The following is a 26,311-nucleotide window of genomic DNA, read 5'->3' as shown; positions in this document are numbered from 1 at the left end:
AATTCGCGCCGCACGCTATGTTTTGGCCAAGCACACCCTGATGGACCCGTAGCCTGTCATGACCACCGTTCTTGCCGATCCAAAAGTTGATCTGATCCCCGCCATCGAAACGCTCGATGCCCGGCTGCGCTGGCTTTCGGCGTGGACGGTGCACAACGCGAACAACATCCGCACGAAGCGCGACGGGATGAAAGTCGGTGGGCATCAGGCCAGCTGCGCCTCGATGTCGACGATCATGGCCGCGCTCTATTTCCACGCGCTGCGCCCGCAAGACAAAGTGGCGGTGAAGCCGCACGCCGGGCCGCTGCTGCACGCGATCCACTATATGCTGGGCAATCAGTCGCTGGAGCAATTGCAGCGGTTTCGCGGGCTGGGGGGGATGCAGAGCTATCCCTCGCGCACCAAGGACCAGATCCCGGTGGATTTCTCCACCGGCTCGGTCGGGCTGGGCGTGGCGATTACGGCGTTTGCCAGCCTGGTGCAGGACTATTGCATCGCGCAGGGGCACATGAGCGAGGCCGATGCGGGCCGGATGATCGCGCTAATGGGCGATGCCGAGCTTGACGAGGGCAACATCTATGAGTGCCTGATCGAGGCCTACAAGCACGATATCCGCAATTGCTGGTGGGTGGTCGATTACAACCGCCAGTCGCTGGATGCGACGACCGCAGACCGCATGTTCCGCCGCTTCGACGATATCTTCGAAACCTGCGGCTGGCGGGTGATCACGCTGAAAAGCGGCAAGCTGCAGAAGGCGGTTTTCGCCAAGCCCGGCGGGGCGGCGCTGGAAGACTGGATCGACAATTGCCCCAATGCCGAGTTCGCCGCGCTGACCTATCAGGGCGGCGCGGCATGGCGCGAGCGGCTGATGAAGGATGTGGGCGATCTGCCCAAGACCCGCGCGCTGATCGAGAGCTTCGACGATGCCGCGCTGGCGCAGCTGATGACCAACCTTGGCGGACACTGCGCCGAGACGCTGGTGGAAGCCTTCGCTGAGGCCAATGACGACAAGCCGACGTTGTTCATTGCCTACACGGTCAAGGGCTATGGCCTGCCGCTTGCAGGGCACAAGGACAACCATTCGGGCATGATGAACACCGCGCAGATCGAGGGGCTGCGCGCGAGCATGGGTATTGCCGAGGGCTCGGAGTGGGAGCCGTGGGGCGGTCTGGGCGACAATGTCGCGGCTGAGCTGAAGGCCTTTGTCGAGCGTAGCGCGCTGGCGGTGAAACCTGCCGAGCATAGCCCTCCCGCCATCCCAGTGCCCGCGCGGCTGCCGGTGCCCGAGGGCGAGGAGCAATCCACGCAAAGCGCGTTCGGGCGCATCCTGATGGACCTTGCCCGGCCGGGCGATGCACTGGGCGACCGCATCGTGACGACCGCGCCCGACGTGACGCAGACCACCAACCTTGGCGGTTTCGTCAACCGGCGCGGGCTGTTTCGCCGGAGCGAACTCAAGGACGTTTTTCAGGCCGCGCGTATTCCTTCGGCGCAGAAGTGGGTGGGCAATAGCGCCGGGCAGCATGTCGAACTCGGGATTGCCGAAACCAATTTCTTCCTCGTGCTGGCGGCCTTCGGGCTTTCGGCGCAGCATTTCGGCACGCGCCTGCTGCCTGTGGGCACGGTCTACGACCCATTCATCGCGCGCGGGCTCGATGCGCTGAACTATGGCTGCTATCAGGATGCGCGGTTCCTGCTGGTCGGCACGCCTTCGGGGCTGACGCTGGGCGCGGAAGGCGGCGCGCACCAATCGATAGGCACGCCGCTGATCGGGATGGGCCAGCCAAACCTCGATTACTTCGAACCGGCCTTTGCCGATGAAGTGGCGTTGATGATGCGCCATGCCTTTGAACACATGCAAAAGCCCGATGGCGCTTCGGTCTATCTGCGGCTCAGCACACGCTCGATCACCCAAGTGGTGCGCGAGGACGAGAGCTGGGAAGCCGATGCGCTGAAGGGGGCCTACTGGCTCAAGCGTCCTGCACCGGGCGCTGAAGCCGCCATCGTGTTTACCGGCGCGATTGCGCCCGAGGCGATGGCTGCATGGGAAACGCTGGTGGAAGACTTGCCGGGCCTCGGACTGCTCAATGTGACCTCGCCCGATCTGCTGCACCGGGGCTGGTCGGCGCGTCGTGCAGCGCGCTGGACGGGGAAGAAGCCGCAGCCAAGCCATATCGACACGCTGCTGAGCGCGCTGGCGCCGGGGGCGGGGCTGGTGACGGTGATTGACGGTTCGCCATCAGCGCTGTCGTGGCTCGGGGCTGTGAAGGGTATGCGGGTGAGCCCGCTGGGGGTCGACCGGTTCGGCCAGACCGGCGACCTGCCCGACCTCTATCGCACCTACCGGCTTGATGCCGATGCGATCATCGATGCGGCGGCGGAGCTGTTTCTGGAGGGATAGCGGGATGCATTCCGATATCTAATGGGTACTATTAGTCGTCAGATATTCGACCTTTCAAGCTTAAGTCTCTGAAATTGTTGTTGCAGTAATGCACCGCGCGTCAGCTTTCGGTTTGGCGCGCGGTGCACGCGCTTGCGCGGCTCCCGGCGTTGATGCAGTCCTTGCGCATCTGGAGAAGCGGGAGGGACGCTGTCCTCCGGGGAGAAAGAACATGACCATGACGGACACGAACACCATCCGCCGCGCGATGCAGGCGGGTACGGCCCTTGCGGCCATCACGCTGGGCCTGCTGGCCACCCCGGCCTCTGCGCAGGAAGCACAGGCCACCGCCGAAACCGCAGCCACGCCTGAACAGACCGGCGAAATCGTCGTCACGGCGCAGCGCCGCGAGCAGAAGCTCAACGATGTCGGCATCGCCGTCAGCGTGCTGAGCGCCAAGGAAATCAAGTCGCTCAACATCGTCAACGCCACCGATGTCGTGCGTGCGATCCCGAACCTGAAGTTCAACGCTTATGGCTCGAGCCAGGTGGTCTACAACATTCGCGGCGTCTCGCAGAACGACTATGGCGATCAGCAGGAGCCGCCGGTCGCGGTCTATCAGGACGATGCCTATACCTCGTCGATCACCGCGGCGAGCTTTCCGGTGTTCGACCTTGCGCGCGTCGAAGCGCTGCGCGGTCCGCAGGGTACGCTGTTTGGCCGCAATGCCACCGGCGGCGCGGTGCAGTTCATCTCTGCGCAGCCGACCGAGAATCTCGATGGCTACGTTTCGGCGACCTATGGCCGGTTCAATCAGGTCGTGCTGGAAGGCGCGCTTTCGGGCGCGCTGTCCGATACGCTGACGGCGCGCGTTTCGGGCCAGTACACGCGCGATGACGGCTACATCCAGAACATCACGCCCGGCCAGCCGGATCGCGGCGCGGACAACCACTGGGCGCTGCGCGGCATCATCCAGTGGAAGCCGAGCAGCGACTTCAAGGCCAAGCTGACGGTGCGCTATGCCAAGGCCGACCGCGAGCGGCAGGCAGGCATCTACTCGCTGGAGCCGACTTGCCCCAACGCGCAGTTCCAGGGTGAATTCCTCGGGCCGAACGAGGCCTGTTCCTATTGGGGTGTCGTCGGCACGACCGGCAACGGGTACAAGAACCCGGCGATCACGCCTTCGCAGGGCGGCAATCCGTGGCGCACGGCGGGCACGAACGATGCCTATGTCGATCGCGACGTGTTCGGCGCCACGCTGCGCATGGATGCCAAGATTGGCGCGTTCGATGTGACCTCGATTACCGACTACCAGCACCTCAAGAAGTTCTACATCGAACAGGGTGATAGCGTTCCCGAGTTCCCCTACGTGGAGCAGGGCATTCCGCGCGCGCCCGGGCCGTGCCCCGCGCCTGCGCAGAGCGTGACGTGCTACGAGAGCGGCACCGTGTTCTTCCAGCGCGCGCGCACCAACCAGGTGAGCCAGGAAATCCGCGCTGCCGCCACGTTCGGCCAGAACTACCTGACCTTCGGCGGCTTCGGCATGATCATCGACGGCAAGTTTGCCGCCAAGTATGCTGTGCCGTTCATCCAGTACGATCCGAACGTGCGCTTCAGCCAGCGCACGGAAAGCTTCGCGTTCTTCGCGCAGGATGAATTCAAGATCAATGACCAGTGGAAGCTGATCGGCGGCATCCGCTATTGGCAGGACAAGAAGCGCGGCGTCTATGATGCCATCGCGCCGACCGGGCCTTACGCGCTTTCGCTGCACTTCGGGCCGGACGATATCCGCTACAACGACACGACCGGCACGGTGACGCCGGGTACGTGGAGCTTCAAGAGCGGCCTGCCTTCGGGCGTGACGACCACGCCGGATGCGGCGAACCCGACCTTCAAGGGCGTGACTGCCCGCGCCGAAATCGACTTCAAGCCCAGCGACGATACGCTGATCTACGCCAGCTACAACCGTGGCTCGAAGTCTGGCGGGTTCACCTTCTCGACCGGTACGCCGTTCCCGACGCAGCTCGTCGACGTGCTCAACAACATTCCGTATCGGCCCGAAACGCTCAACGCCTATGAAGTGGGCGTGAAGGCCAAGCTGCCGGGGAACACGCAGTTCAATCTCGCGGCGTTCTACTACGACTACAAGAACTACCAGGCCTTCGTGCAGGTGTTCGCCGCGCAGGTCGTGCGCAACCTGCCGGCCAAGATCAAGGGCATCGAAGCGGACATCACCAGCCGCCCGATCCCCGGTCTGACGCTGCAGCTTTCGGGCGCGGTGCAGGACAGCGAAGTCAAGGGCGTGCTGCTGCCCGATGGCGTGACGGTGAAGACCAGCGACCTGCCGCAGGCGCCCGGTTTCGCGGGCAACGCGCTCGTGCGTTACGAGTTCGACACCGCAATCGGCCGCGCCTCGCTGCAGGCGGATGCGCTCTACACAGGCAAGTTCTGCTTCACCGTGATGTGCGCGCCGGTGGAGCGCGAGAAGGCCTATCACGTGGAGAACGTGCGGGTTGGCTTCACCCCGAAGGACAGCAACCTCGACCTCTCGTTCTTCGTGAACAATGTGTTCGAACGCCAGTACCGCGTCTACGCTTTCGATGCCTCGACCTACTGGGGCTATACCACGGGCGTCTATGCCAAGCCGCGCACGTGGGGCGTCAACGCGGTGTGGCACTTCGGGAAGTAAGTAGAAGAAGAACCCCTCCGACCCGCCTGCGGCGGGCCACCTCCCCATTTGCCCCTTCGACAAGCTCAGGGAAAAATGGGGAGGGCAAGAAGGTCCTCCCCATTTTTGCCGCAGGCACAAATGGGGAGGTGGCAGCGCGAAGCGCTGAAGGAGGGGTTTTTCTTCCATATGAAAGCAGCGAAACAAGCGCATGAGCAACACCTTCCAGACGATCAATCCCGCCACCGGTGAAGTGCTGGCGACCTTGCCCATCGCCGGAAAGGCCGAAGTCGATGCCGCCGTTGCCAAGGCGGCAGCCGCGCAGAAGGAATGGGCCAAGCGCACCGGCACCGAGCGCGGCCGGATCCTGCGCCGCGCCGCTGAAATCCTGCGCGAACGCAACGATGAGCTGGCTGCGCTGGAAACGCGCGATACCGGCAAGCCGATCCAGGAAACGCTGGTCGTCGATGTCGTCTCGGGGATCGATTGCTTGGAATTCTTTGCGGGCATCGCTCCGACGATTGCCGGCGAGCATCTCGATCTGGGGCCGGCGGCATTTGGCTACACCCGGCGCGAGCCGCTGGGCGTTTGCGCCGGCATTGGCGCGTGGAATTATCCGATCCAGATCGCCTGCTGGAAATCTGCGCCAGCGCTCGCCTGCGGCAATGCGATCATCTTCAAGCCTTCGGAGCTGACCCCGCTGACCGCGATCGAGGTGGAGAAGATCTACCTTGAGGCGGGCCTGCCCGAGGGCCTGTTTCAGGTGCTGCACGGCTTTGGCGAGACTGGCGCGCTGCTCACCGAGCATCCCGGCATCGCCAAGATCTCGCTGACGGGCAGCGTGCCCACCGGCAAGCGGATCATGGCGGGGGCGGCGGCGACGCTCAAGAACGTGACGCTGGAGCTTGGCGGTAAATCGCCGCTGATCATTTTCGCCGATGCCGATATCGAAAACGCGGTTTCGGGCGCGCATCTGGCGAACTTCTACTCGGCGGGCGAAGTCTGCTCCAACGGCACGCGCGTGTTCGTTGAGCGCAGCGTGATGCCGCAGTTCCTCGAAAGCCTGAAGGCGCGCACCGAGCGGATCAAGCTGGGTGATCCGATGGACCCCGCAACTCAGATGGGCTCGCTGATTTCCGAAGCGCACATGAACAAGGTCATGGGCTATATCGAGAAGGGCAAGGCCGAGGGCGCCGAGGTGCTGACCGGCGGCCACCGCGTGACGGAAGGCGTACCGGCAGCAGGTTTCTTCGTGGCACCGACGGTGTTTGCCGCCTGCACCGACGACATGACCGTGGTGCGGGAGGAAATCTTCGGCCCCGTCATGACCGTGCTGCCGTTCGACAGTGAAGACGAAGTGATCGCCCGGGCGAACGATACCGAGTTCGGCCTCGCGGCGGGTGTGTTCACGAATGACCTGACGCGCGCGCACCGGGTGATCGCGGCGCTTGATGCGGGTTCGTGCTGGATCAACACCTTCAACATCTGCCCGGTGGAGATGCCGTTTGGCGGGTTCAAGCAATCCGGCATCGGCTTTGAAAACAGCCGCGAGGCGATCCACCATTTCACGCGCCTCAAGGGCGTCTATGTCGCGATGGAGCCGATCGATGCCCCTTACTGACGGGGATTTCGACTATGTGATCGTCGGCGCGGGCTCGGCCGGCTGCGTGCTGGCCGACCGGCTCTCGGCGGATGGCAAGCACAAGGTGCTGGTGCTGGAGGCCGGCGGCTCCGACCAGTCGCTCTACATCCAGATGCCGAGCGCGCTGGCGATCCCGATGAACACCGCGCGGTGGAACTGGCAATATGAAAGCGAGCCCGAGCCGGGGCTCGATGGCCGCGTGCTGCATACGCCGCGTGGGCTCGGGCTGGGCGGATCGTCCTCGATCAACGGCCTCGTCTACATTCGCGGCAATCCGCTCGATTTCGAACGGTGGGAAGAGGAAGGCGCGCGGGGCTGGAACTACGCCTCGGTGCTGCCGTACTTCCGCCGGGCGGAGAAGCGCGACGAAGGCGGCACCGAATATCGCGGCGGCGATGGGCCGCTCGATACGCGCTATGGCACCTTGCAGAACCCGCTCAATCAGGCGTGGCTCGATGCCGCGAAGCAGGCAGGCTACGCGCTGACCGATGACGTCAACGGGTATCGTCAGGAAGGCTTTGGCCGCATGGACATGACCGTCCGCGATGGCGAGCGGTGCTCTGCTGCCAAGGCCTATCTGCGCCCGGCGATGCGGCGGCCGAACCTGACCGTGTTGCAGCATACGCTGGCGACGAAAGTCGTGATGGAAGGCAAGCGCGCGGTTGGCGGCGAGATCGAACGCTATGGCAAGCGGTCCATCGTGAAGGCCAATCGCGAGGTCATCCTTGCGGGCGGGCCGATCAACTCGCCGCAACTGCTCAAGCTTTCGGGCATCGGCCCGGCGGCGGAACTGGCGCAGCATGGCATTCCGGTCGTGGCAGACCGCGCGGGGGTCGGCGCGAACTTGCAGGATCATCTCGAATTCTATTTCCAGATGGCCTGCACCAAGCCGGTCACGCTCTACAAATACGCGAATCTCTTCGGCAAAGGGCTGGTCGGCGCGCGCTGGCTGTTCCTGAAATCGGGGCTGGGGGCGACCAACCATTTCGAGACTTGCGGCTTCATCCGCAGCAAGGCGGGCATCCGCTATCCCGATATCCAGTACCACTTCTTCCCGATGGCCGTCAGCTACGACGGCAATTCGCTTGCGAGCGAGCACGGATTTCAGGCCCACGTCGGCCCGATGCGTTCGAAGAGCCGGGGCAGCGTCACGCTGCGCAGCGCCGATCCAGCCGACAAGCCGGTGATCCGCTTCAACTACCTCAGCCATCCCGACGATATCGAGGAAATGCGCGCCTGCGTGCGGCTGACGCGCGAGATCTTCCAGCAACCCGCATTCGAACCGTGGCGGGGCCGCGAGATTCAGCCGGGTGCTGACGTCACCAGCGACGAGGCCATCGACGCATTCGTGCGCCAGAAGGTGGAAAGCGCCTATCACCCATCGTGCACCTGCAAGATGGGTGCGGTGGATGATCCGTTTGCCGTGGTCGATCCCGAACTGCGGGTGATTGGCGTCGAGGGCCTGCGCGTGGTCGACAGCTCGGTCATGCCGTCGGTCACCACCGGCAACCTCAACGCGCCGACGATCATGATCGGCGAGAAGGGCGCGGACCATATACTCGGCAAGGACATGCTCGCCCCGTCCAACGCGCCCTACTATGTCGCGCCGAACTGGGAAACCGCTCAGCGATGAGCGGCGCCGCGATCACCGACGTCGCCGGAATCGAGGGGGCCGGGATCGAGGAAAGCGGCGAGCTGCACCGCTCGCTCGACTGGAAGGGCGCGTTCTGGGCTTCGTCCGGGGTTCCGGCGGGGGTGCTGCTGACCATCGGCGGCATTGCCACGATGATTGGCCAGCCCAGCTGGGTGATCTTCATCGCCTCGATCATGATGGGATTCCTGCAGAGCTTCGTCTATGCCGAAATCGCTGGGCTCTATCCGCACAAGTCGGGCGGTGCCTCGGTCTATGGCGCGGCGGCGTGGCTCCCATATTCCAAGTTCGTCGCGCCGATATCGGTGTGGTGCAACTGGCTGGCGTGGTCGCCGGTACTGACGCTCGGCACAAGTCTGGCGGCGGGCTACATCATGGCGAGCCTGTTCGCGCCCGATAGCGCGATCAACACCTGGCACATCACGCTCCTCGATCTTGGTTTCATCCGCGACAAGTTGACCCTCAGGATCAATGCCGTCTCGATCATCGGCACGGCGTTTCTGCTGCTGACGTTCGCGCTTCAGCACGGCGGCGCGGCGAAGGCGGCGAATGCGCAGAAAATCCTCGGCATTGCCTGCCTTGCGCCGCTGATCCTCGTCGGCTTCATGCCGCTGATCACGGGTGACTTGCCGACGCAGAACCTGTTTCCGATCCTGCCGCTGGTGCGCGATGCGGCTGGCCACGCCCACTTCGGCACGTGGGACGGCTATGGGCTCACCCTGATGGCCGCCGCGATGTTTGGCGCGGGCTGGTCGACTTACGGGTTCGAGACGGCGGTGTGCTATACCCGCGAGTTCAAGAACCCGGCGAAGGATACCCCGCGCGCGCTGATCGCTTCGGGTATCCTGTGCATCGTGATTTTCGCGCTGGTGCCGCTGGCGTTTCAGGCCTCGCTGGGGCTGGAAGCGATGATGGACCCGCGCATCGGTGACGGCTCCGGTGTGGCGCTGGCGCTGGCCACCATCGTGACCAAGGGGCTGGGCGTGACGGCAGGCGGCGCGGTCATCGTCGCCAACCTGTTCATCGCGATGCTGATCCTTTCGCTGCTGCTGATCGTGATGACCTCGATGATGGGCTCCTCGCGCACGCTCTATCAGGCGGCAGTCGATGGCTGGCTGCCCAAGTACCTCGGCCGGGTGAACAGCCACGGCGCGCCGACGGCGGCGATGTGGACCGACCTTGCCTTCAACCTCGTGCTGCTGCTCGCCTCGGACTACTTCGCGGTGCTGATGATTTCCAACGTCTGCTACATGGCGTTCAACTTCCTCAACCTGCAATCGGGCTGGATCCACCGCATGGACCGCGCCAACTGGGAGCGCCCGTTCCGCTGCCCGACATGGCTGCTGGGGCTGGGCGCGGTGCTGGGCTTCGTGAACATGGCCTTCATGGGGGCAGGGGCGGATGTCTATGGCGCGGGGACTTTGCGCAATGGTCTGATCGGGGTGTTGCTGATCCTGCCGGTCTTCGCCTTTCGCCATTATGTGCAGGACAAGGGTGTGTTCCCGGCCGCGCTGTCGGAAGACTTTGCGGAAAGCCCTGCTGTGAAGCGGGCCGGGGTGCTGCCGTGGGCGGCGCTGGCGGGCGCTGCGCTGGTGGTGTTTGCGGCGCATTCGCTGGCGAAGCTGCCTGTGGTGGTCGGCTAGAAGAACCCCTCCGGCTCGCTTCGCGAGCCACCTCCCCAATTGTGCTGCGCAAAAATGGGGAGGACCTACCTGCTCCTTCCTATTTTTGCCGGAGGCACAAATGGGGAGGTGGCCTGCCGAAAGGTAGGTCGGAGGGGTTCTTTTGCCTAATACCCAGCATTAGTCTTTGCGATGGCTGCAAAGAGCGGTTCTGACTTGCGCGCGCGGCTGGCATAACGGCATTCTGATAAAAAAGCGGAAGGCCAAGGGGCATCATGAAGACGACAGCGCGGGTAGTGGTCATCGGTGGCGGTGTGGTGGGCGTGAGCACGCTCTATCACCTCGCCAAGCTGGGCTGGAGCGATTGCGTCCTGATCGAGCGCAAGGAGCTGACCTCCGGTTCCACCTGGCACGCCGCGGGCCTGCTGCCGCTGTTCAATCTCTCGTATTCGGTGGGCAAGCTCCACCAGTACTCGGTTGAGCTCTATCCCTCGCTTGAGGCCGAGACTGAACTCAACGTTGGCTTCTCCAACGTCTCGAACATTCGCCTCGCTACTACGCGCGACCGCATGGACGAGTACAAGTACTACGCCGGGGTCGCGAGCACCATCGGGGTCGAGGTCAACTTCCTCAGCCCGGACGAGGTCAAGGCGATCTGGCCGCTGGCCGACATGACGAACGTGCTCGGTGCGATCCAGCACCCGGCTGACGGCTATATCCAGCCCGCCGATCTCACGCAGGCGCTGGCCAAGGGCGCCCGTCAGCGCGGCGCGACGATCTACCGCAACACCACCGTGACCGGCATCACCCAGAAGGCCAACGGCGAATGGGTTGTGACCACCGATCAGGGCGAGATCACTTGCGAGCACGTCGTCTCCGCCACCGGCAGCTTCGCGCGCCAGACGGGCGAGATGATCGGTCTCGATATCCCGGTCGTGCCGGTCGAGCACCAGTACATCGTGACCGAACAGCACCCCGAAATCATGGCGCGCCGCAAGGCCGGCCTTCCGGAAATGGGCGTCCTGCGCGAATCTGACGCCAGTTGGTACATGCGCGAGGAAGCGGGCGGCCTGCTGCTCGGGCCTTACGAAGTCGGCGCGCCCGCTTGCTACGTCAAAGGCCCGGCGGCCAACAGCGAGTACGAACTGTTCCCCGACGCGCTCGAGCGTCTGGAGCCCTACATCCTCTCCGCCATGGCGCGCGTGCCCGCGTTCGGCGAAGTCGGTGTCAAGAAGGTCTACAACGGCGCGATCGCCTATACGCCCGATGGTTCACCCATCGTCGGCCCGGCGTGGGACAAGAAGAACTTCTGGCTCAACGAAGGTCACTCGTTCGGCATCACCGCTGCGGGCGGCGCGGGCTGGCAGCTGGCGCAGTGGATCGTCGAAGGCGAACCCAGCATCGACATGATGGGCGTCGATCCGCGCCGCTTTGGCGACTATGCGGGTGAGGGCTACCTCATCGAGAAGAACGAGGAAGCCTACGCCAAGGTCTTCACCTGCCACTATCCGGACGAAGAGCGCGAGGCTGCGCGCCCGCTGCGCCGCACCCCGTGCTACGACCGCATGAAGGCGCTGGGCGCGGTGTTCGGCAGCGTGTTCGGCTGGGAGCGCCCCAACTGGTTTGCGCCCGAAGGCTATGAACTGAGCGAGGCGGAGCTCGACAAGCCGGACGTGATCCTCAACCACAATCATCCCGATGTGCCCTGCGAGCCGATCCGCGAAAAGTGGTCGTTCCGCCGCTCGAACTACTTCGAGCATGTCGGCAACGAATGTCGCCATGTTACCGAGCATGTGGGCATTCAGGACATGTCGGCGTTTGCCAAGTGCATGATTTCCGGCCCCGGCGCGGAAGACTGGCTCAATGGCCTGCTTTCCAACGTGGTCCCCAAGAAGATCGGCCGAGTGCCGCTCTCCTATCTGCTGACCGACGCTGGCGGCGTGCGCGCGGAGTTCACCGTCTACAAGAAGGGGCCGCAGCAGTATTACCTCGTTTCGGCGGGCGCGCTGGAGCGGCATGATCAGGACTATCTGCTCAAGGCCCTGCCGGCCGACGGTTCGGTGCGCTTCGAGCGGCTGACGACGGCGATGGGCGTGCTCGTGGTGGCAGGTCCGAAGTCGCGCGATGTGCTGCAGAAGCTGACCCACGCCGATCTTTCGAACGGCGCGTTCCCCTGGCTCACCGGCCAGTCGGTTTCGCTCGGGCTCGCCAAGGTCGATCTGCTGCGCGTGAACTTCATCGGCGAGCTGGGCTTTGAAATCCACCACCCGATCGAGATGCAGAACTACATCTTCGACAAGATCATGGTGGCGGGTGCGGAGTTCCAGATCAAGCCGTTCGGCATCCGCGCGATGACTGCGATGGCGATCGAGAAGAGCTACAAGCTGATCCCGCGTGAGCTGTCGATCGAATATGCTGCGCTCGAAAGCGGGCTGGACCGCTTCGTCAGCTTCAAGAAGCCCGCATTCAAGGGCCGTGAAGGGCTGCTGGCGCGCAAGGAAGCGGGCCTCAAGTGGCAGTTCGTCACGCTCGAAGTGCTGGGCGTGACCGATGCCGATGCACGCGGTTCCGAAGCAGTCCTGCGTGATGGCACGCTGGTTGGCCGCGCGACTTCGGGCGGCTATGGCTGGCGTTGCGGCAAGAGCCTTGCGCTCGCGATGGTCGCACCCGAACATGCCACCGTCGGCACGGAACTGGAAATCGTGATCCTGGGCGAGCCGCACCGCGCGGTCATCATCCCGGATTCGCCGTTCGACCCGGACAACAACGCATTGCGGAGCTGATCCCATGATGCATTTTGACGCGATTGCCGCCAGCCTGAAGGCAGACAAGCCCGGCTTCACCCTGCCGCAGAAGCTCTACGTGAGCGAGGAAGCCTACAAGTTCGACACCGAGGTCATGCTCAAGTCGGTGTGGCTCTATGCCTGCACCGTGGCGCATGTGAAGAACCCGGGTGATCGTTTCCTGTTCGAGCTGGGCGATACCTCGGTGATCGTGGTGCGCACCAAGGAGGGCGAGATCAAAGCCTTCCACAACAGCTGCACCCACCGCGGCGCAAAGCTGTGCGAAGGCGCGGGCAAGGCGGCGCGGCTGGTTTGCCCCTATCACCAGTGGACGTTCTCGCTCGATGGCAAGCTGCTGGCCGCGCGCAACATGCCCGAGGAGTTCGACAAGGCCGAGAATGGCCTGCGTCCCGTCGCGCTCGAGAACATCGGCGGGCTGATCTTCCTGTGCCTTTCGGACAATCCACCGCCGATTGACCGCGTAAAGGCCGATATCGAAGAGCAGATCGCCATCTACGACATGACGAAGCTGAAGGTGGCGGTGCAGGACGACTTGATCGAGCCCGCCAACTGGAAGCTCGTGATGGAAAACAACCGCGAGTGCTATCACTGCGACGCGAGCCATCCCGAACTGATGAAGTCGCTTTCGACGTATGGCTTTGGCAAGGGGCTCCCCGAGGACGGCGAGAACGACGTTGTCGATGACGCTGATTTCGATGCCATGCTGGAAGCGCAGCGCCAGCGCTGGCAGGAACTCGGTATCTTCCACGAACTCGTCGAGTTTCCGGATAACTGGTGGCACCGCGTGGCCCGCCTGCCGCTGGCGAACGGTGCGGTGACGCAGACGCTGGATGGCAAGCCGGCCTCGAAGAAGCTGATCTGGCCGCATGGCGACAAGGAGCAGACCAGCCTTTCGGTGTGGACGCAGCCCAATTCCTGGCACCACTTCTGCTGCGATCACGTGGTCACGTTCTCGCTCACCCCGCTGGGACCGGACAAGACTTTGCTGCGCACCACGTGGCTCGTGCACGAAGATGCTGTTGAAGGCGTCGATTACGACGTGGATAACCTCGCCGCAGTGTGGCGCGCGACCAACGCGCAGGACAGCCATCTTTCGGCAGTCAACCACGCTGGCATCAAGGGCGATGGCTATCGTCCGGGCATGTATTCGGTCGAGGAGAAGCTGGTGGACGCGTTCAAGGCCTTTTACGTCGAGCGCAGCAAGGCCGCGCTGGAGGCAACTGCGCGATGAAGCGGTTTTCCGGTTTCAATCTGATTGGCGAGGCGTTCCGCAGCCATCAGGGCTGGCCCGAGCACTGGCCGGACAAGGCCCCCAAGGCGAGCTATGACGCGATCATCGTCGGCGCGGGCGGGCACGGCCTTGGTGCGGCCTATTACCTCGCCAAGAAGTACGGCATCACCAACGTTGCGGTGATCGAGAAGGGTTGGCTGGGCGGCGGCAACACCGGGCGCAACACCACGATCATCCGCTCGAACTACCTCTACGACGAGAGCGCGCATCTCTACGATCACGCGGTCAAGCTGTGGGATGGGCTGAGCCAGGACCTCAACTACAACATCATGTATTCCAAGCGCGGCGTGCTGATGCTCGCGCACAACGTGCATGATGTGCAGAGCTTCAAGCGGCACATCCACGCGAACCGGCTCAACGGCGTCGACAACGAATGGCTGACCCCGGAAGAGTGCAAGGCCTATTGCCCGCCTATCGATATCTCGCCGCGCACGCGCCATCCGGTGCTGGGCGGCGCGCTGCAACGGCGCGGCGGCACCGCGCGGCATGACAGCGTGGCCTGGGGCTATGCGCGCGCGGCTTCGGCATTGGGCGTCGATATCATCCAGAACTGCGCGGTGACGGGCATCCGCCGCGGCGCGGACGGGGCCATCGAAGGCGTCGAGACCGAGCGCGGCTTCATCGCCTCGCGCCGGGTGGGCGTTTCGGCAGCGGGCAGCACCTCGCTCGTCATGAAGATGGCCGGGCTCGATTTTCCGCTCGAAAGCTATCCGCTGCAGGCGCTGGTGTCCGAACCGGTGAAGCCGATCTTCCCCTGCGTCGTCATGTCGAACACCGTCCATGCCTACATGAGCCAGTCCGACAAGGGCGAACTCGTGATCGGCGCGGGCACCGATCAGTACACCAGCTATTCGCAGCGCGGCGCATTCCACATCGTGGAGCATACGCTGGCGGCGATCTGCGAGATCTTCCCGATCTTCACGCGCATGCGGATGCTGCGCACGTGGGGCGGCATCGTGGATGTGACACCGGACCGCTCGCCGATCCTCGGCAAGACACCGGTCAAGGGGCTCTACGTCAACTGCGGTTGGGGCACCGGCGGGTTCAAGGCGACGCCGGGGGCGGGCGATCTCCTCGCCTACACCATGGCGCACGACGAACCGCACAAGATCAACGCGCCCTACAATCTCGACCGGTTCCGCAATGGCCGGCTGATCGACGAAGCGGCTGCCGCCGCCGTCGCGCACTGAGGCACAAGCCATGATCCTGATTCATTGCCCCTATTGCGAAGAGGCGCGCCCCGAAGTGGAGTTCGTCTATGGCGGCGAGGCGCATATCGCGCGACCGGTCGATCCTTCGACCTACTCGGACGAGCAGTGGGAGGAATTCCTCTACATCCGCAGCAATCCGCGCGGGCGGCACCATGAACGGTGGCGGCATTCCCATGGCTGCGGGCGCTTCTTCAATGCGGTGCGCGATACGGTGACCGACGTGTTCGAGACAACCTACAAGGCCGGGGAGCCGCGCAAGTGAGTGGTTTCCGTCTGGCGGATGGCGGCCGCGTTGATCGCCGCATCAAGCGCAATTTCACCTTCGATGGCAAGGCGCAGTGGGGCTATGCAGGGGACAGCCTCGCTTCTGCGCTGCTGGCACAAGGGCAGATGCTGTTCGGGCGCTCGTTCAAGTATCACCGCCCTCGCGGCATCCTCGGTGCGGGCGTGGAAGAGCCCAACGCACTGGTGACCGTGGACCGCGGCCCGGGCCGCGTTACGCCCAACCTGCGCGCACCTTCGGTAGCGCTGCACGATGGGCTCAACGCGACGAGCCAGAACCGCTTCCCCACGCTCAAGACCGACCTGATCGCGGTCAACAACATGCTCTCCGCGTTCTTCCCGGCGGGCTTCTACAACAAGACTTTCATGTGGCCCCGCGCCGCGTGGGAGAAGGTCTACGAGCCGATCATCCGCCGTCTGGCAGGGCTGGGCGACAGCCCGACGACGCGCGATCCCGATCACTACGACGCGACCTATGCGCACTGCGAGACGCTGATCGTTGGCGCTGGTCCTGCCGGCATTGCGGCGGCGCTGGAAGCCGCGGCGAATGGCGGCCGGGTGATTCTGATCGACGAGCAGGAAGAAATCGGCGGCGGCGCCCTTTCCGATCCGGCACAGTGGGCGTGGCTTGAAAAGGCAACCGCCAAGCTGGCGGCGATGGACAATGTCACGGTCCTCTCGCGCACAACGGCCATCGGCCACTATCACCAGAACTTCGTGGTTGCGGCAGAGCGGCTGACCGATCACCTTTCGGTTGATGAGGCTGAAGGCCCACGCGAGAAGCTTTGGCGCATCCGGTCGGGTGAGGTCATCCTCGCGATGGGTGCTATCGAACGCCCGCTGGTGTTCGAGGGCAATGACGTGCCCGGCGTGATGCTGGCGAGTGCAGCGCGGACTTTCGCCCTGCGATACGGCGTGGCGGTGGGCCGCAAGGTGGTCGTCATGGCGATCCATGACAGCGGCTGGCACGACGCGCTGGCGCTGCACAAGGCGGGCGTGAACATTGCCGCGATTGTCGATCTGCGGCGCGAGATTGCGCCGGAACTCGCCGAAGCTGCGCGCCATGCGGGTATTGCCTGCTATCCGGGCTATGCGGTGACTTCGGTTTCAGGCAGCCTTGCCGTGAAGGGCGTGACCATCGCACTGGCAGGCGTCGGCAAGGGCGAGAAGCTGGAATGCGACGCGCTGCTCATGGCCGGTGGCTGGACGCCGACCGTTCACCTGTGGAGCCACGCCAAGGGCACGCTGCGCTGGGATGAAAGCTGGGGTGCCTATGTGCCCGACAAGACCCATGAGAACCTGCGCTGCGTGGGTGCCTGCGCGGGTGCGTGGGACTTCGGCTCGGGGCTTTCCGGTGGGCTTCTGCCCGCGCCCAAGCCGCTGCATGAAAGCAAGGCCTTCGTCGATTTCCAGAACGACGTGAAGGCGCGCGATATCGGCCTGGCGGTGCAGGAAGGCTTCCGCTCGATCGAGCATATCAAACGCTACACCACCAACGGCATGGCGACCGATCAGGGCAAGACCTCGAACCTCAACGGCCTCCAGATCGCATCTGGCGTGCTGCACAGGCCCGTGACCGAGATCGGCCTGACGACGTTCCGCCCGCCCTACACGCCGCAGAGCTTCGGCGCGATGCTGGGGCATCACAAGGAAGCGCTGTTCCAGCCCTTGCGCAAGAGCGTGATCGACGATTGGGCCGCGGATCACGGCGCGGTCTACGAGAACGTCGCGCAGTGGCGGCGAGCGCGCTATTTCCCGCAAGGGTCCGAGGACATGGACGCAGCCGTGGCGCGTGAGTGCCGCACGGTGCGTTCGTCGGTCGGCATTTTCGATGCTTCCACGCTAGGCAAGATCGAAGTTGTGGGGCCGGATGCGGCGGAATTCCTCAACCGCATGTATACGAACCCGTGGAAGTCGCTGGAGCCGGGGCGGTGCCGCTATGGCCTGCTGCTGGGCGAGCACGGCTTCATCATCGATGACGGCGTTTCTGCGCGGCTTGCGCCTGACCGCTTCCACCTGACGACGACGACCGGCGGCGCGGCGCGCGTGCTGAACATGATGGAGGATTACCTCCAGACCGAATGGTCCGACCTCGACGTGTGGCTGACGAGCACGACCGAGCAGTGGGCGGTGATCGCGGTGCAAGGTCCGAAGGCGCGCGACGTGATTGCGCCGCTGGTGGAAGGCATCGATCTTTCGGGGCAAGCGTTCCCGCACATGGCGGTGCGCGAGGGGCAGATTTGCGGCGTCGAAACCCGCCTGTTCCGCGTGAGCTTCACCGGCGAACTGGGCTTCGAAGTCAACGTACCTGCCGAGCATGGCCGCATGGTGTGGGAAGCGATCTGGGCTGAGGGGCAGAAGCACGGCGCGGCGGCCTATGGCACCGAGACGATGCACGTGCTGCGTGCGGAGAAGGGCTTCATCATCGTTGGGCAGGATACCGACGGCACGGTGACCCCGGACGATGCAGGGCTGGGCTGGGCGGTTGGCAAGAAGAAGCCGGACTTTGTCGGCAAGCGCTCGCTGAGCCGTCCGGACATCGTGGCGCCGGGGCGCAAGCAGCTGGTTGGTCTGCTCACCGATGATCCGCAGGCGGTGCTGGAAGAAGGCGCGCAGATCGTGGCCGACCCCAATCAGCCGGTGCCGATGACGATGATCGGGCACGTGACCTCGTCGTATCACAGCGCCACCTTAGGCCGCTCCATCGCCATGGCGCTGGTGGCGGGCGGGCGAGACCGGATGGGCGAGACGCTGCATATCCCGATGCCCGGCAAGACGATCAGCGCCAAGGTGGTGACGCCGATGTTCTATGATGCCGAAGGGAGCTGCCTCAATGGTTGAGATCGCAGAAATCGCGGTTTCGGCGGCAGAGCTGAAGCTGGGCACCGAGCCGGTCGCAGCCCATGGCGTGACGCTCTCGCATACCGGGGGCAAAGTGCGCTATTCGATGCGCGCGCGCGATCCGAAGGTGCTGGAAGGCGTTCTGGGCCGCGAAGTGCCGAAAAAGATCGGCGATACGGACGCCGGGATCGCCTGCCTCGGGCCTGACGAATGGTATGTTGTGCTGCCGGACAACTTCGACCTCGCGCGCGGTGAAGGGCTGCCCGTCAGCGTGGTGGACGTGTCTTCGCGCGCGCTTGGTCTGGTGTTGGACGGGCCGCGGGCGCTCGCGGTGCTGTCGAGCGGCTGTCCGCTCGATCTGGCGAACATGGGCGTGGGCCGCGCGACGCGGACGGTGTTCGAGACCGTGGAAGTCGTGATCTGGCGCGAGGCCGAGGATCGTTGGCACGTCGAAGTGTGGTGCAGCTTTGCGACCTGGCTGTGGAACGCCTTCATCGCCGCGATGCATGGTGCCAAGTGAGTGACGCTGCGCTGAAGGATGCGCTGGCCGCACTGGGCATCGCATGGTCTATCCTCGAGCACGAAGCGGTGTTCACGGTCGAGGCAAGCCTTGCGATCCATGACGCGCTGCCGGGCGCGCATACCAAGAACCTGTTCCTGAAGGACGCAGGCGGGCAGTTCTGGCTTGTCACGGTGGAGCATTCGCGCCGCGTGGACCTCAAGGCGCTGGCGGGCGTGATCGGCGCCAAGAAGCTGAGCTTCGGCAAGGCCGAGGACATGGAGTGCCTGCTGGGGGTGACGCCGGGTGCGGTGACGCCTTTGGCCGCGCTCAATGATACCGGCAGCGCGGTGCGCGTGGTGCTCGATACTGAGCTTGCTTCGGCGGATGCGGTGCATGTTCATCCCTTGCGCAACACGGCGACCATCGGCCTTTCCGGGGCCGATCTCGTGCGCTCGCTGGCGGCATGGGGCCATGATCCGCTGATTGCCGTCATTCCCGAACGTGCGCCAGTCGATCAGGCATGACCGTCTCGACCTTCGAGCTGTTCAAGATCGGCGTCGGGCCTTCGAGCTCGCACACCGTGGGGCCGATGGTGGCCGCGCGGCGGTTCGGCCTTCTGCTCGAAGAGCGGGGGCTGTTGGCTGATACGCTGCGGGTGGAAGTCGATCTCTATGGCTCGCTGGCGCTGACGGGGAAGGGGCACGCTTCCGATACCGCCGTGCTGCTGGGCCTGATGGGTGAGACGCCTGCCGGGGTCGATATCGACGCCGCGCCCGGCAAGATCGCGGCGGTGCATGAGACCGGGCACATCGACCTGCTCGGCAAGCACCGCGTGCGGTTTGCCCCGGCGGACGATCTCCATTTCCACCAGCGCGAGCGGCAGCCCTTCCACAGCAATGCCATGGCGCTGAACGCCTACGGCGCAGACGACGCGCTATTGCTGCGCCGGTTCTACTACTCGGTCGGCGGCGGCTTTGTGCTGGATGAGGACGAGGCGGGCCGCAATGCGCCTGCGGGCGATACTGCGCCGGTCCCTTATCCCTTCACCACCGGCGATGAACTTATCAAGATGGCGGGCGAGGCGGGGCTGACCATTGCCGAGCTGATGCTGGCCAATGAGACGGCGCTGCGCCCCCTTGCCGAGGTGGAAGCAGGGCTCGACCTGCTGGCCGATACGATGGCGGCCTGCATTGATCGCGGCACCTCGCAAGGCGGAACGCTGCCGGGCGGGCTCAAGGTCAAGCGCCGCGCACAGGCCATCGCGGCGGAACTCGTCGCGCGACAGCAGGCGGCGCTGAGCGATCCGCTGGTGGTGCTCGACTGGATCAACCTCTGGGCCATGGCGGTCAACGAGGAGAACGCCGCGGGCGGCCGTGTGGTCACCGCGCCCACCAATGGCGCGGCGGGCATCATCCCGGCGGTACTGCGCTACTATGAGCGGTGCTATCGCGGCGATGTGGCCGGCCGGCGCGTGTTCCTGCTGACGGCGGCGGCAATCGGCGCGCTCTACAAGCGCAATGCCTCCATCTCGGGCGCGGAAGTCGGTTGCCAGGGCGAAGTCGGCGTGGCGTGCTCGATGGCGGCGGCCGGGCTGACGGCAGTGCTGGGCGGCAGCAATGCGCAGATCGAGAACGCGGCGGAAATCGGCATGGAACACAATCTGGGTCTGACCTGCGATCCGGTCGGCGGCCTAGTGCAGATCCCGTGCATCGAGCGCAATGCGATGGGCGCGGTAAAAGCCATCGACGCCTCCCGCCTCGCGCTGCTGGGCGACGGGCAGCATATGGTCAGCCTCGACAAAGTGATCGAGACGATGCGCCAGACCGGGTTCGACATGCGCGACAAGTACAAGGAAACCTCGCAGGGCGGGCTCGCGGTCAACGTCGTGGAGTGCTGACGCGAAGGACCATCGACAGCCACTGATCCGCTTGATACGATCTAGGACATCTGTTCGGGGTTGGTCCGGATCGGGGGGCATCAGCATGGCGATTTCGCGGCGCAAGGGGCTTTGGGGCGGATTGATTGCGGCGAGCCTTGCGCTTCCTGCAACGACGGCATGGTCCAAGGAAGCCGTCGACCTCATCCTCCATCACGGCCAGGTCATCACGGTTGACCGGGCTTTCACGCTCAAGACTGCGGTGGCGGTGAAGGGCGAGCGCATCGTTGCAGTGGGTGGCGAGGAACTGCTGGAGGCCTATGCCGCGCGCAAGGTGATCGACCTTGGCGGCAAGACCCTGATGCCCGGCTTCATCGATACGCACCTTCATCCCAAACCGGTTACGCCCAATGATATCGCCGTGCAGGATGCGAAGAGCATCGCCGAAGTGCAGGCCATGCTGCGCGCGAAGGCCAAGGAACTGGGGCCGGGCAAGTGGATCACCGGCTATGGCTGGCAGGAATCGAACTTTGCCGAGAAGCGCAATCTGAGCCGCGCCGATCTTGATGCCGCCGCGCCAAATAATCCGGTGGCCCTCCTGCGCGCCGGTTCGCATTCGGCGGCCTACAATACGGCGGCGTTCAGGATTGCAGAGGTGGACAAGTCCACCCCCGAGCCTGCGACTGGCCTGATCGAGCGCGGCCCGGACGGCGAGCCGAGCGGGATCATCCGCGAGCGCATGGACGTGGTCTCGAAGTTCATTCCCGATCCGGGCTGGGAAGCGATGCGCGGGCCGACGATCACCTGGCTCAAGCAGATGCTGGCTCTCGGCATCACCAGCTTCCACGATGCCAGCGGCACCATCGACGACGAGCCGGTGGGCAAGGGCGGGACGGATTCGAAAGATCTAGATCCGCTGTGGGGCCAGTCGAACATGACATGGAAGCGCGCGCGGGAGATTTACGCGGCGATGGGCAGCGAGCTGCCACGCATCACGATGTATATCATCCATCCCGGCGCGGAGCGGCTGAAGGCGTTTCCCTATCACACTGGCTATGGCGACAATCACCTGCGGCTCGGCGCGATTGGCGAGAACGCGGTGGATGGCGGCTTCACCGGTCCGACGGCTTGGCTGCTGGCGGACTACAAGGGCCAGCCGGGCTTTCGCGGCAAGGGGCGCTTCACCGATGCCGAGCTGCAGGAACTGGTCGACAGTGCGGCAAAGCTCGGCTGGCAGATGGGCATCCACGCCATCGGCGATGCGGCCATCGTGCAGGCGGTGAAGGCCTATCACAATGCGCTGACGACTATTCCCGATCCCGCCCACGCGCCGAACGACCGGCGCTGGTTCATGGATCACTTCACCATCATGCCGCCCGAGGACACGATGGCGATCATGGCGCAGGATCATGTGATGATCTCGCAGCAGCCCAATTTCCTCTACAATCTCGATGATCGCTATGCCGCGCTGCTCGATGATTGGCGGCTGGCGCACAACAACGCGGTGGCCACGCCGGTGAAGAAGTTCGGCCTGTTCATGGCCTTTGCCAGCGACAACCTGCCCATCGGGCCGCTCGTGGGGCTCTATGCCGCCACCACGCGCAAGGGACCGACGGGCGCCGTGCGCGGGGCCGAGGAAGCGGTCAGCCGCGCCGAAGCGATCCGCATGTATACCGCCAATGGCGCATATCTTTCGTGGGAGGAAAAGGAGAAGGGCACCATCGAGCCGGGCAAGCTGGCCGACATGATCGTGCTGCCGTTCGATCCGCTGACCGCGCCGGAGGAGACGTTCCTCAGCGGCAAGGTTGATATGACGTTCGTCGGCGGGAAGCTTGTCTACCAGCGCAAGTAGGGCGATCACAAAATTCCATGGGTCAGTGAGCAAAGGGCGCTTCCGGTCGCGCTGGCCTGCGGATAGGCTGCGGGGAAACCGAAAGAGGAGCCCCATGCAGCCGCCCTATATTCTCGCCATCGATCAGGGAACCACGTCCAGCCGGGCAATCGTGTTCGATGCTGCCGCCACGCCCATCGCGGTAGCGCAGCGCGAATTTGCGCAGCACTATCCGGCCTCGGGCTGGGTCGAGCATGATCTGGAGGACATCTGGAGCGACGTTGTCACCGTGCTGCGCGAGGCGGTGGCCAAGGCCGGGATCGACGTGGCAGATATTGCCGCCATCGGCATCACCAACCAGCGCGAGACGGTGGCGGTGTGGGAGCGTGACAGCGGCAAGCCGATCCACCGCGCCATCGTGTGGCAGGACCGGCGCACCGCCGATACGTGCGCCAAGCTCAAGGCGGATGGGCTGGAGCCGCTGTTTGCGGCGAAGACCGGGCTGCTGCTAGATCCCTATTTTTCGGGCACCAAGCTGGCGTGGATGCTCGATAACGTGGCAGGCGCGCGGGCGGCTGCAGAGCGCGGCGAACTGGCGTTCGGCACCATCGACTGCTTCCTGCTTTCGCGGCTGACGCGGGGCAAAGTCCACGCGACCGATCCGACCAATGCCTCGCGCACCCTGCTGTTCGATATCGGCGCGCAGGCGTGGGATGAGGAACTGCTGCGCCTGCTGCGCGTGCCCGCTTCGGTGCTGCCCGAAGTGCGAGATAACGCCTGTATTTTCGGGACAAGCGACCCTGCGATCCTTGGCCGCGCGATCCCGATTGCGGGCATGGCGGGGGATCAGCAAGCGGCGCTGTTCGGGCAGGCCTGCTTCCGCCCCGGCATGGCCAAATCGACTTATGGCACCGGCGCGTTTGCGCTGATGAACATCGGCGGCAAGCCGATTGCCTCGAAGAACCGGATGCTGACCACGGTCGGCTACCGCCTGAACGGTGAGACGACTTATGCGCTGGAAGGTTCGATCTTCGTGGCGGGCGCGGCGATCAAGTGGCTGCGCGACGGCCTCAAGATCATCACCCATGCCTCTGACACGCACGACATGGCGGTGCGCGTGCCGGACAACCACGGCGTTTACATGGTGCCCGCCTTCGTGGGGCTGGGCGCGCCGCATTGGGATCCGGACGCGCGCGGGTTGATTTCGGGGCTGACGCTCGATTCCGGCGCGGCGCACATTGCGCGCGCGGCGCTGGAGGCGGTGGCCTACCAGACGCTCGATCTCATTACGGCTATGCGGGAAGATGCCAATCCGGGGGAAGGTGCGCTGCGCATCGATGGCGGCATGTCGGCCAATGACTGGCTGGGGCAGTTCCTTGCGGATATGCTGGTCGCCCCGGTCGAACGGCCCGTCAGCGTGGAGACGACGGCGCTGGGCGCGGCGTTTCTGGCCGGGCTGGCGACAGGCGTGTGGAGCGATCTTGCCGCGCTGGAGGCGACCTGGGCGGCGGACCGGCGGTTCGAACCGAAGATGGATGCGGCGATGCGCGGCAGCCTCGTGGCCGGGTGGCACAAGGCTGTTGAACGGGCGCTATTGTAGGAGCGCCTCTGCGCGGGCGATATCCTCGGGCCGATCCACATCGAGCGCGAGCGCTGGGTCAAGCGGTACGGTGGGGGCGCCGCGCAGCAGGCTCGCTCCGCCGCGGTCCCCCCCCAGCGCGGTGAGCGCGGCGAAATGCTGCGCGCCGAAGAGCGCGGGCGGCATGGTGACCCCGCCTGCCGATGTGGCGATACGCTCGCCATCGAAGGCCTCGACAAGCGCCCGGATATGCGCGGACGGCACGAGCGGCATATCGGCTAGCGCGACGAGCACGGCACGCGCGCCGCTGGCCTGCGCAGCCGCGACGCCAAGCGCCAGCGAACGCGCTTGCGCTGCGCCGGGGGGATCGAGCGGTACCGTCTGATAGCCGAGCGCGGCGAGATCGGGCGCGTGCGGGCCGATCACGGCAAAGCGCGCGGCAAAGGGCAGAGCGGCCAGCATTGCGGCGGCATGGAGCGCCAGCGGCTTGCCGCCGAGCGGTGCGATCAGCTTGGGGCCGCCAAAGCGTGCCGACTGGCCACCTGCCAGAAGCACCAGCGCCAGCCCCTCAAAAGCAGGCTCAGTTGCGGGTGGGGACATGCGAGGCGGGATCGTGACCCACCCGGCCCGGTGCACGCCCGCTCCAGCCGGGCATCCCGGCACAGGCCTGATAATCCTGCACCACTTCGCCCAGGATCGAGAGCGCCAGCGTGGCCGGATCGCGCGTAGCGGGAATGAGGCCGATTCCGCCGCGAAGCATGTCGAGGCGGCTCTGCGTCACGCCGATGAGGCGCAGACCAGTGAGGCGCGCATGGTGCGTGCGCGCGCTGCCGACCGCACCGTGATAGAACCCGTCCTGCGCTAGGGCATGGGGCAGGAGCTGCTCTTCCCAATCGTGATCGTGGAACAGGAACACGAACGCCGTCCACGGATCGCCGGTGAGATCGGGCAGGGCCGTGCGGCTGACGAGCGGCGCGATGCCCGGTTCGGCCATGGCGAGGCGGTCGGTGGCCGGGGCATAGGCTTCGACCGTGATGCCGAACGCGCGCGAGAGGCGGACCAGCGCAGTCAGATCCTCACCGTGGCCAAGCGCGACAAGCCGCAGCGGCGGCGCATAGTTGCGCTGGAAGCCGTGGGCGTCCGGCGCATTGGGCAGCGCAGCGCCGTCCTCGCTCAGCCGCAGCGCGGCGGCACGGCGGGCATCGAGCCGGGCCAGCACGGCGCGCAGCACGGCAGGATCGGGGCACAGGGTGAACAGCAGATCGATGCCGCCGCCGCAGGGAAGGCGAATGTCGAGATAGGGCGAGCCGACGCCGTAGCGCACCTTGCGGCCAAGGCCCTTCGCCAGCACGTCCTGCGCCTCGGCGATCACCGCCGCTTCGATGCAGCCGCCCGAGAAAGAACCGGCGCTGCGCCCATCGGCCAGCACCGCCATCTGCGCGCCGATCCCGCGCGAGGACGCTCCTTCGATGCCGGTGAGGGTGACAAGCACGCCGCCGTTCCCGGCCGCTGCCGCATCGGCCAGAAAGCCGAGGATGGTGCGATCATCATGCGCGATCCCGCCTGCGCTGCTCATTGCGTTGATCCCGGATATTGCAGGCGCAGCGAAGCGGGAGCGCGGCACTTGCGGATCGATTCATTGGCCAGCCGCAGCCGCTCTGCCTTGAGCGAGACGCTGGTGAGCGCGAACTTGCGTTCATGCGCCACTTCTTCGCCGGTGAACGGCTTGGTGCCCGCAGGCACGCTCTTGCCGCCCAGCACGAAGACCACATAGTTCATCAGATCGGCGAGCTGGGCGTTATCGGTAAGGCGGCTGTGCGCAACATTGGGCAAGCGCAGCAGATAGGCACGCGATCCCGGCGTGCACATAAACCAGCCGACGCGGTCCTTGATCTCCGGCAGATGCGCCGGAACGGTGGTGCCGCGCACGCCGTGGCATCCGGCGCACTGCTCGATGAAATCGCTTTGCGCGAGTTCGGGGTTGGCCATCATTGGGCGCACTGCGGCTGGGATATCGGGCGAGTGGTTGTCCGGCTCGGCCGCGCGCAGGGCGGGAAGGGAGAGCGTGCCCAGCAAAGAAGCTGCCGCAATGAGGCCTGCGCGAAGTTTCATGCGCCCTCCCATAGCCATC

Annotated in this window: 18 protein-coding genes; 15 read left to right on the top strand and 3 right to left on the bottom strand. The window is 65.0% G+C overall.

Annotated features, from left to right (window positions below; all coding sequences use genetic code 11):
* Window positions 1–58: 58 nt before the first annotated feature.
* From CFE35_RS10500 to glpK, 15 genes are all read left to right on the top strand, one after another.
* Complete coding sequence (locus CFE35_RS10500) at window positions 59–2,401, top strand: transketolase (RefSeq protein ID WP_292930547.1); 2,343 nt, start codon at window positions 59–61, stop codon at window positions 2,399–2,401.
* Window positions 2,402–2,612: 211 nt separating this feature from the next.
* Window positions 2,613–5,069 carry a TonB-dependent receptor gene (locus tag CFE35_RS10495; RefSeq protein WP_292930546.1) on the top strand — a complete coding sequence of 819 codons (2,457 nt, stop codon included), beginning with the start codon at window positions 2,613–2,615 and terminating at the stop codon, window positions 5,067–5,069.
* Between the two features lie 190 nt (window positions 5,070–5,259).
* On the top strand, window positions 5,260–6,669 hold the full coding sequence (gene betB, locus CFE35_RS10490; RefSeq protein ID WP_292930545.1) for a betaine-aldehyde dehydrogenase: 1,410 nt from the start codon (window positions 5,260–5,262) through the stop codon (window positions 6,667–6,669).
* Complete coding sequence (gene betA / locus CFE35_RS10485; protein ID WP_292930544.1) at window positions 6,656–8,323, top strand: choline dehydrogenase; 1,668 nt, start codon at window positions 6,656–6,658, stop codon at window positions 8,321–8,323. The genes betB and betA overlap by 14 nt, the downstream gene beginning before the upstream one ends.
* Entirely contained in the window at window positions 8,320–9,984 is a 1,665-nt protein-coding gene (locus CFE35_RS10480; protein ID WP_292930543.1) for an APC family permease, read from the top strand. The genes betA and CFE35_RS10480 overlap by 4 nt, the downstream gene beginning before the upstream one ends.
* A gap of 254 nt (window positions 9,985–10,238) precedes the next feature.
* Window positions 10,239–12,746, top strand: a complete 2,508-nt coding sequence (locus tag CFE35_RS10475; protein WP_292930542.1) for an FAD-dependent oxidoreductase — start codon at window positions 10,239–10,241, stop codon at window positions 12,744–12,746.
* A 4-nt stretch (window positions 12,747–12,750) separates the two neighbouring features.
* Window positions 12,751–13,998 (top strand): aromatic ring-hydroxylating dioxygenase subunit alpha, encoded by a 1,248-nt coding sequence (locus tag CFE35_RS10470; RefSeq protein WP_292930541.1) that lies wholly within the window; start codon window positions 12,751–12,753, stop codon window positions 13,996–13,998.
* A complete protein-coding gene (locus tag CFE35_RS10465) occupies window positions 13,995–15,248 on the top strand; it encodes a sarcosine oxidase subunit beta family protein (RefSeq protein WP_147157922.1) in 1,254 nt (417 codons plus the stop codon). Before CFE35_RS10470 ends, CFE35_RS10465 begins: the two co-directional genes overlap by 4 nt.
* A 10-nt stretch (window positions 15,249–15,258) precedes the next feature.
* Window positions 15,259–15,531 (top strand): sarcosine oxidase subunit delta, encoded by a 273-nt coding sequence (locus CFE35_RS10460; protein WP_292930540.1) that lies wholly within the window; start codon window positions 15,259–15,261, stop codon window positions 15,529–15,531.
* Window positions 15,528–18,392 (top strand): glycine cleavage T C-terminal barrel domain-containing protein, encoded by a 2,865-nt coding sequence (locus CFE35_RS10455; protein ID WP_292930539.1) that lies wholly within the window; start codon window positions 15,528–15,530, stop codon window positions 18,390–18,392. Before CFE35_RS10460 ends, CFE35_RS10455 begins: the two co-directional genes overlap by 4 nt.
* Window positions 18,385–18,912 carry a sarcosine oxidase subunit gamma family protein gene (locus CFE35_RS10450; RefSeq protein WP_292930538.1) on the top strand — a complete coding sequence of 176 codons (528 nt, stop codon included), beginning with the start codon at window positions 18,385–18,387 and terminating at the stop codon, window positions 18,910–18,912. The genes CFE35_RS10455 and CFE35_RS10450 overlap by 8 nt, the downstream gene beginning before the upstream one ends.
* Window positions 18,909–19,418, top strand: a complete 510-nt coding sequence (locus CFE35_RS10445; RefSeq protein WP_292930537.1) for a prolyl-tRNA synthetase associated domain-containing protein — start codon at window positions 18,909–18,911, stop codon at window positions 19,416–19,418. The genes CFE35_RS10450 and CFE35_RS10445 overlap by 4 nt, the downstream gene beginning before the upstream one ends.
* Window positions 19,415–20,791 carry an L-serine ammonia-lyase gene (locus CFE35_RS10440; RefSeq protein WP_292930536.1) on the top strand — a complete coding sequence of 459 codons (1,377 nt, stop codon included), beginning with the start codon at window positions 19,415–19,417 and terminating at the stop codon, window positions 20,789–20,791. The genes CFE35_RS10445 and CFE35_RS10440 overlap by 4 nt, the downstream gene beginning before the upstream one ends.
* A gap of 85 nt (window positions 20,792–20,876) precedes the next feature.
* The gene (locus CFE35_RS10435; RefSeq protein ID WP_292930535.1) at window positions 20,877–22,622 is read left to right on the top strand and encodes an amidohydrolase family protein; all 1,746 of its coding nucleotides are present in this window, start codon (window positions 20,877–20,879) and stop codon (window positions 22,620–22,622) included.
* A gap of 94 nt (window positions 22,623–22,716) precedes the next feature.
* Window positions 22,717–24,201 carry a glycerol kinase GlpK gene (gene glpK / locus CFE35_RS10430; protein WP_292930534.1) on the top strand — a complete coding sequence of 495 codons (1,485 nt, stop codon included), beginning with the start codon at window positions 22,717–22,719 and terminating at the stop codon, window positions 24,199–24,201.
* On the opposite strand, the gene CFE35_RS10425 is transcribed toward glpK, so the two are convergent.
* From CFE35_RS10425 to CFE35_RS10415, 3 genes are read right to left on the bottom strand one after another with little or no spacing between them, the layout of a single operon-like run.
* Window positions 24,193–24,780 (bottom strand): NTP transferase domain-containing protein, encoded by a 588-nt coding sequence (locus CFE35_RS10425; RefSeq protein ID WP_292930533.1) that lies wholly within the window; start codon window positions 24,778–24,780, stop codon window positions 24,193–24,195. The two genes, glpK and CFE35_RS10425, sit on opposite strands and share 9 nt — an antisense overlap.
* On the bottom strand, window positions 24,761–25,756 hold the full coding sequence (locus tag CFE35_RS10420) for an XdhC family protein (protein ID WP_292930532.1): 996 nt from the start codon (window positions 25,754–25,756) through the stop codon (window positions 24,761–24,763). The genes CFE35_RS10425 and CFE35_RS10420 overlap by 20 nt, the downstream gene beginning before the upstream one ends.
* A complete protein-coding gene (locus CFE35_RS10415) occupies window positions 25,753–26,292 on the bottom strand; it encodes a cytochrome C (protein WP_292930531.1) in 540 nt (179 codons plus the stop codon). Before CFE35_RS10415 ends, CFE35_RS10420 begins: the two co-directional genes overlap by 4 nt.
* Window positions 26,293–26,311 lie beyond the last annotated feature (19 nt).

It is taken from the genome of Novosphingobium sp. PASSN1 (genome assembly GCF_002278815.1).
This window is presented reverse-complemented; position numbering and strand designations above follow the sequence as displayed.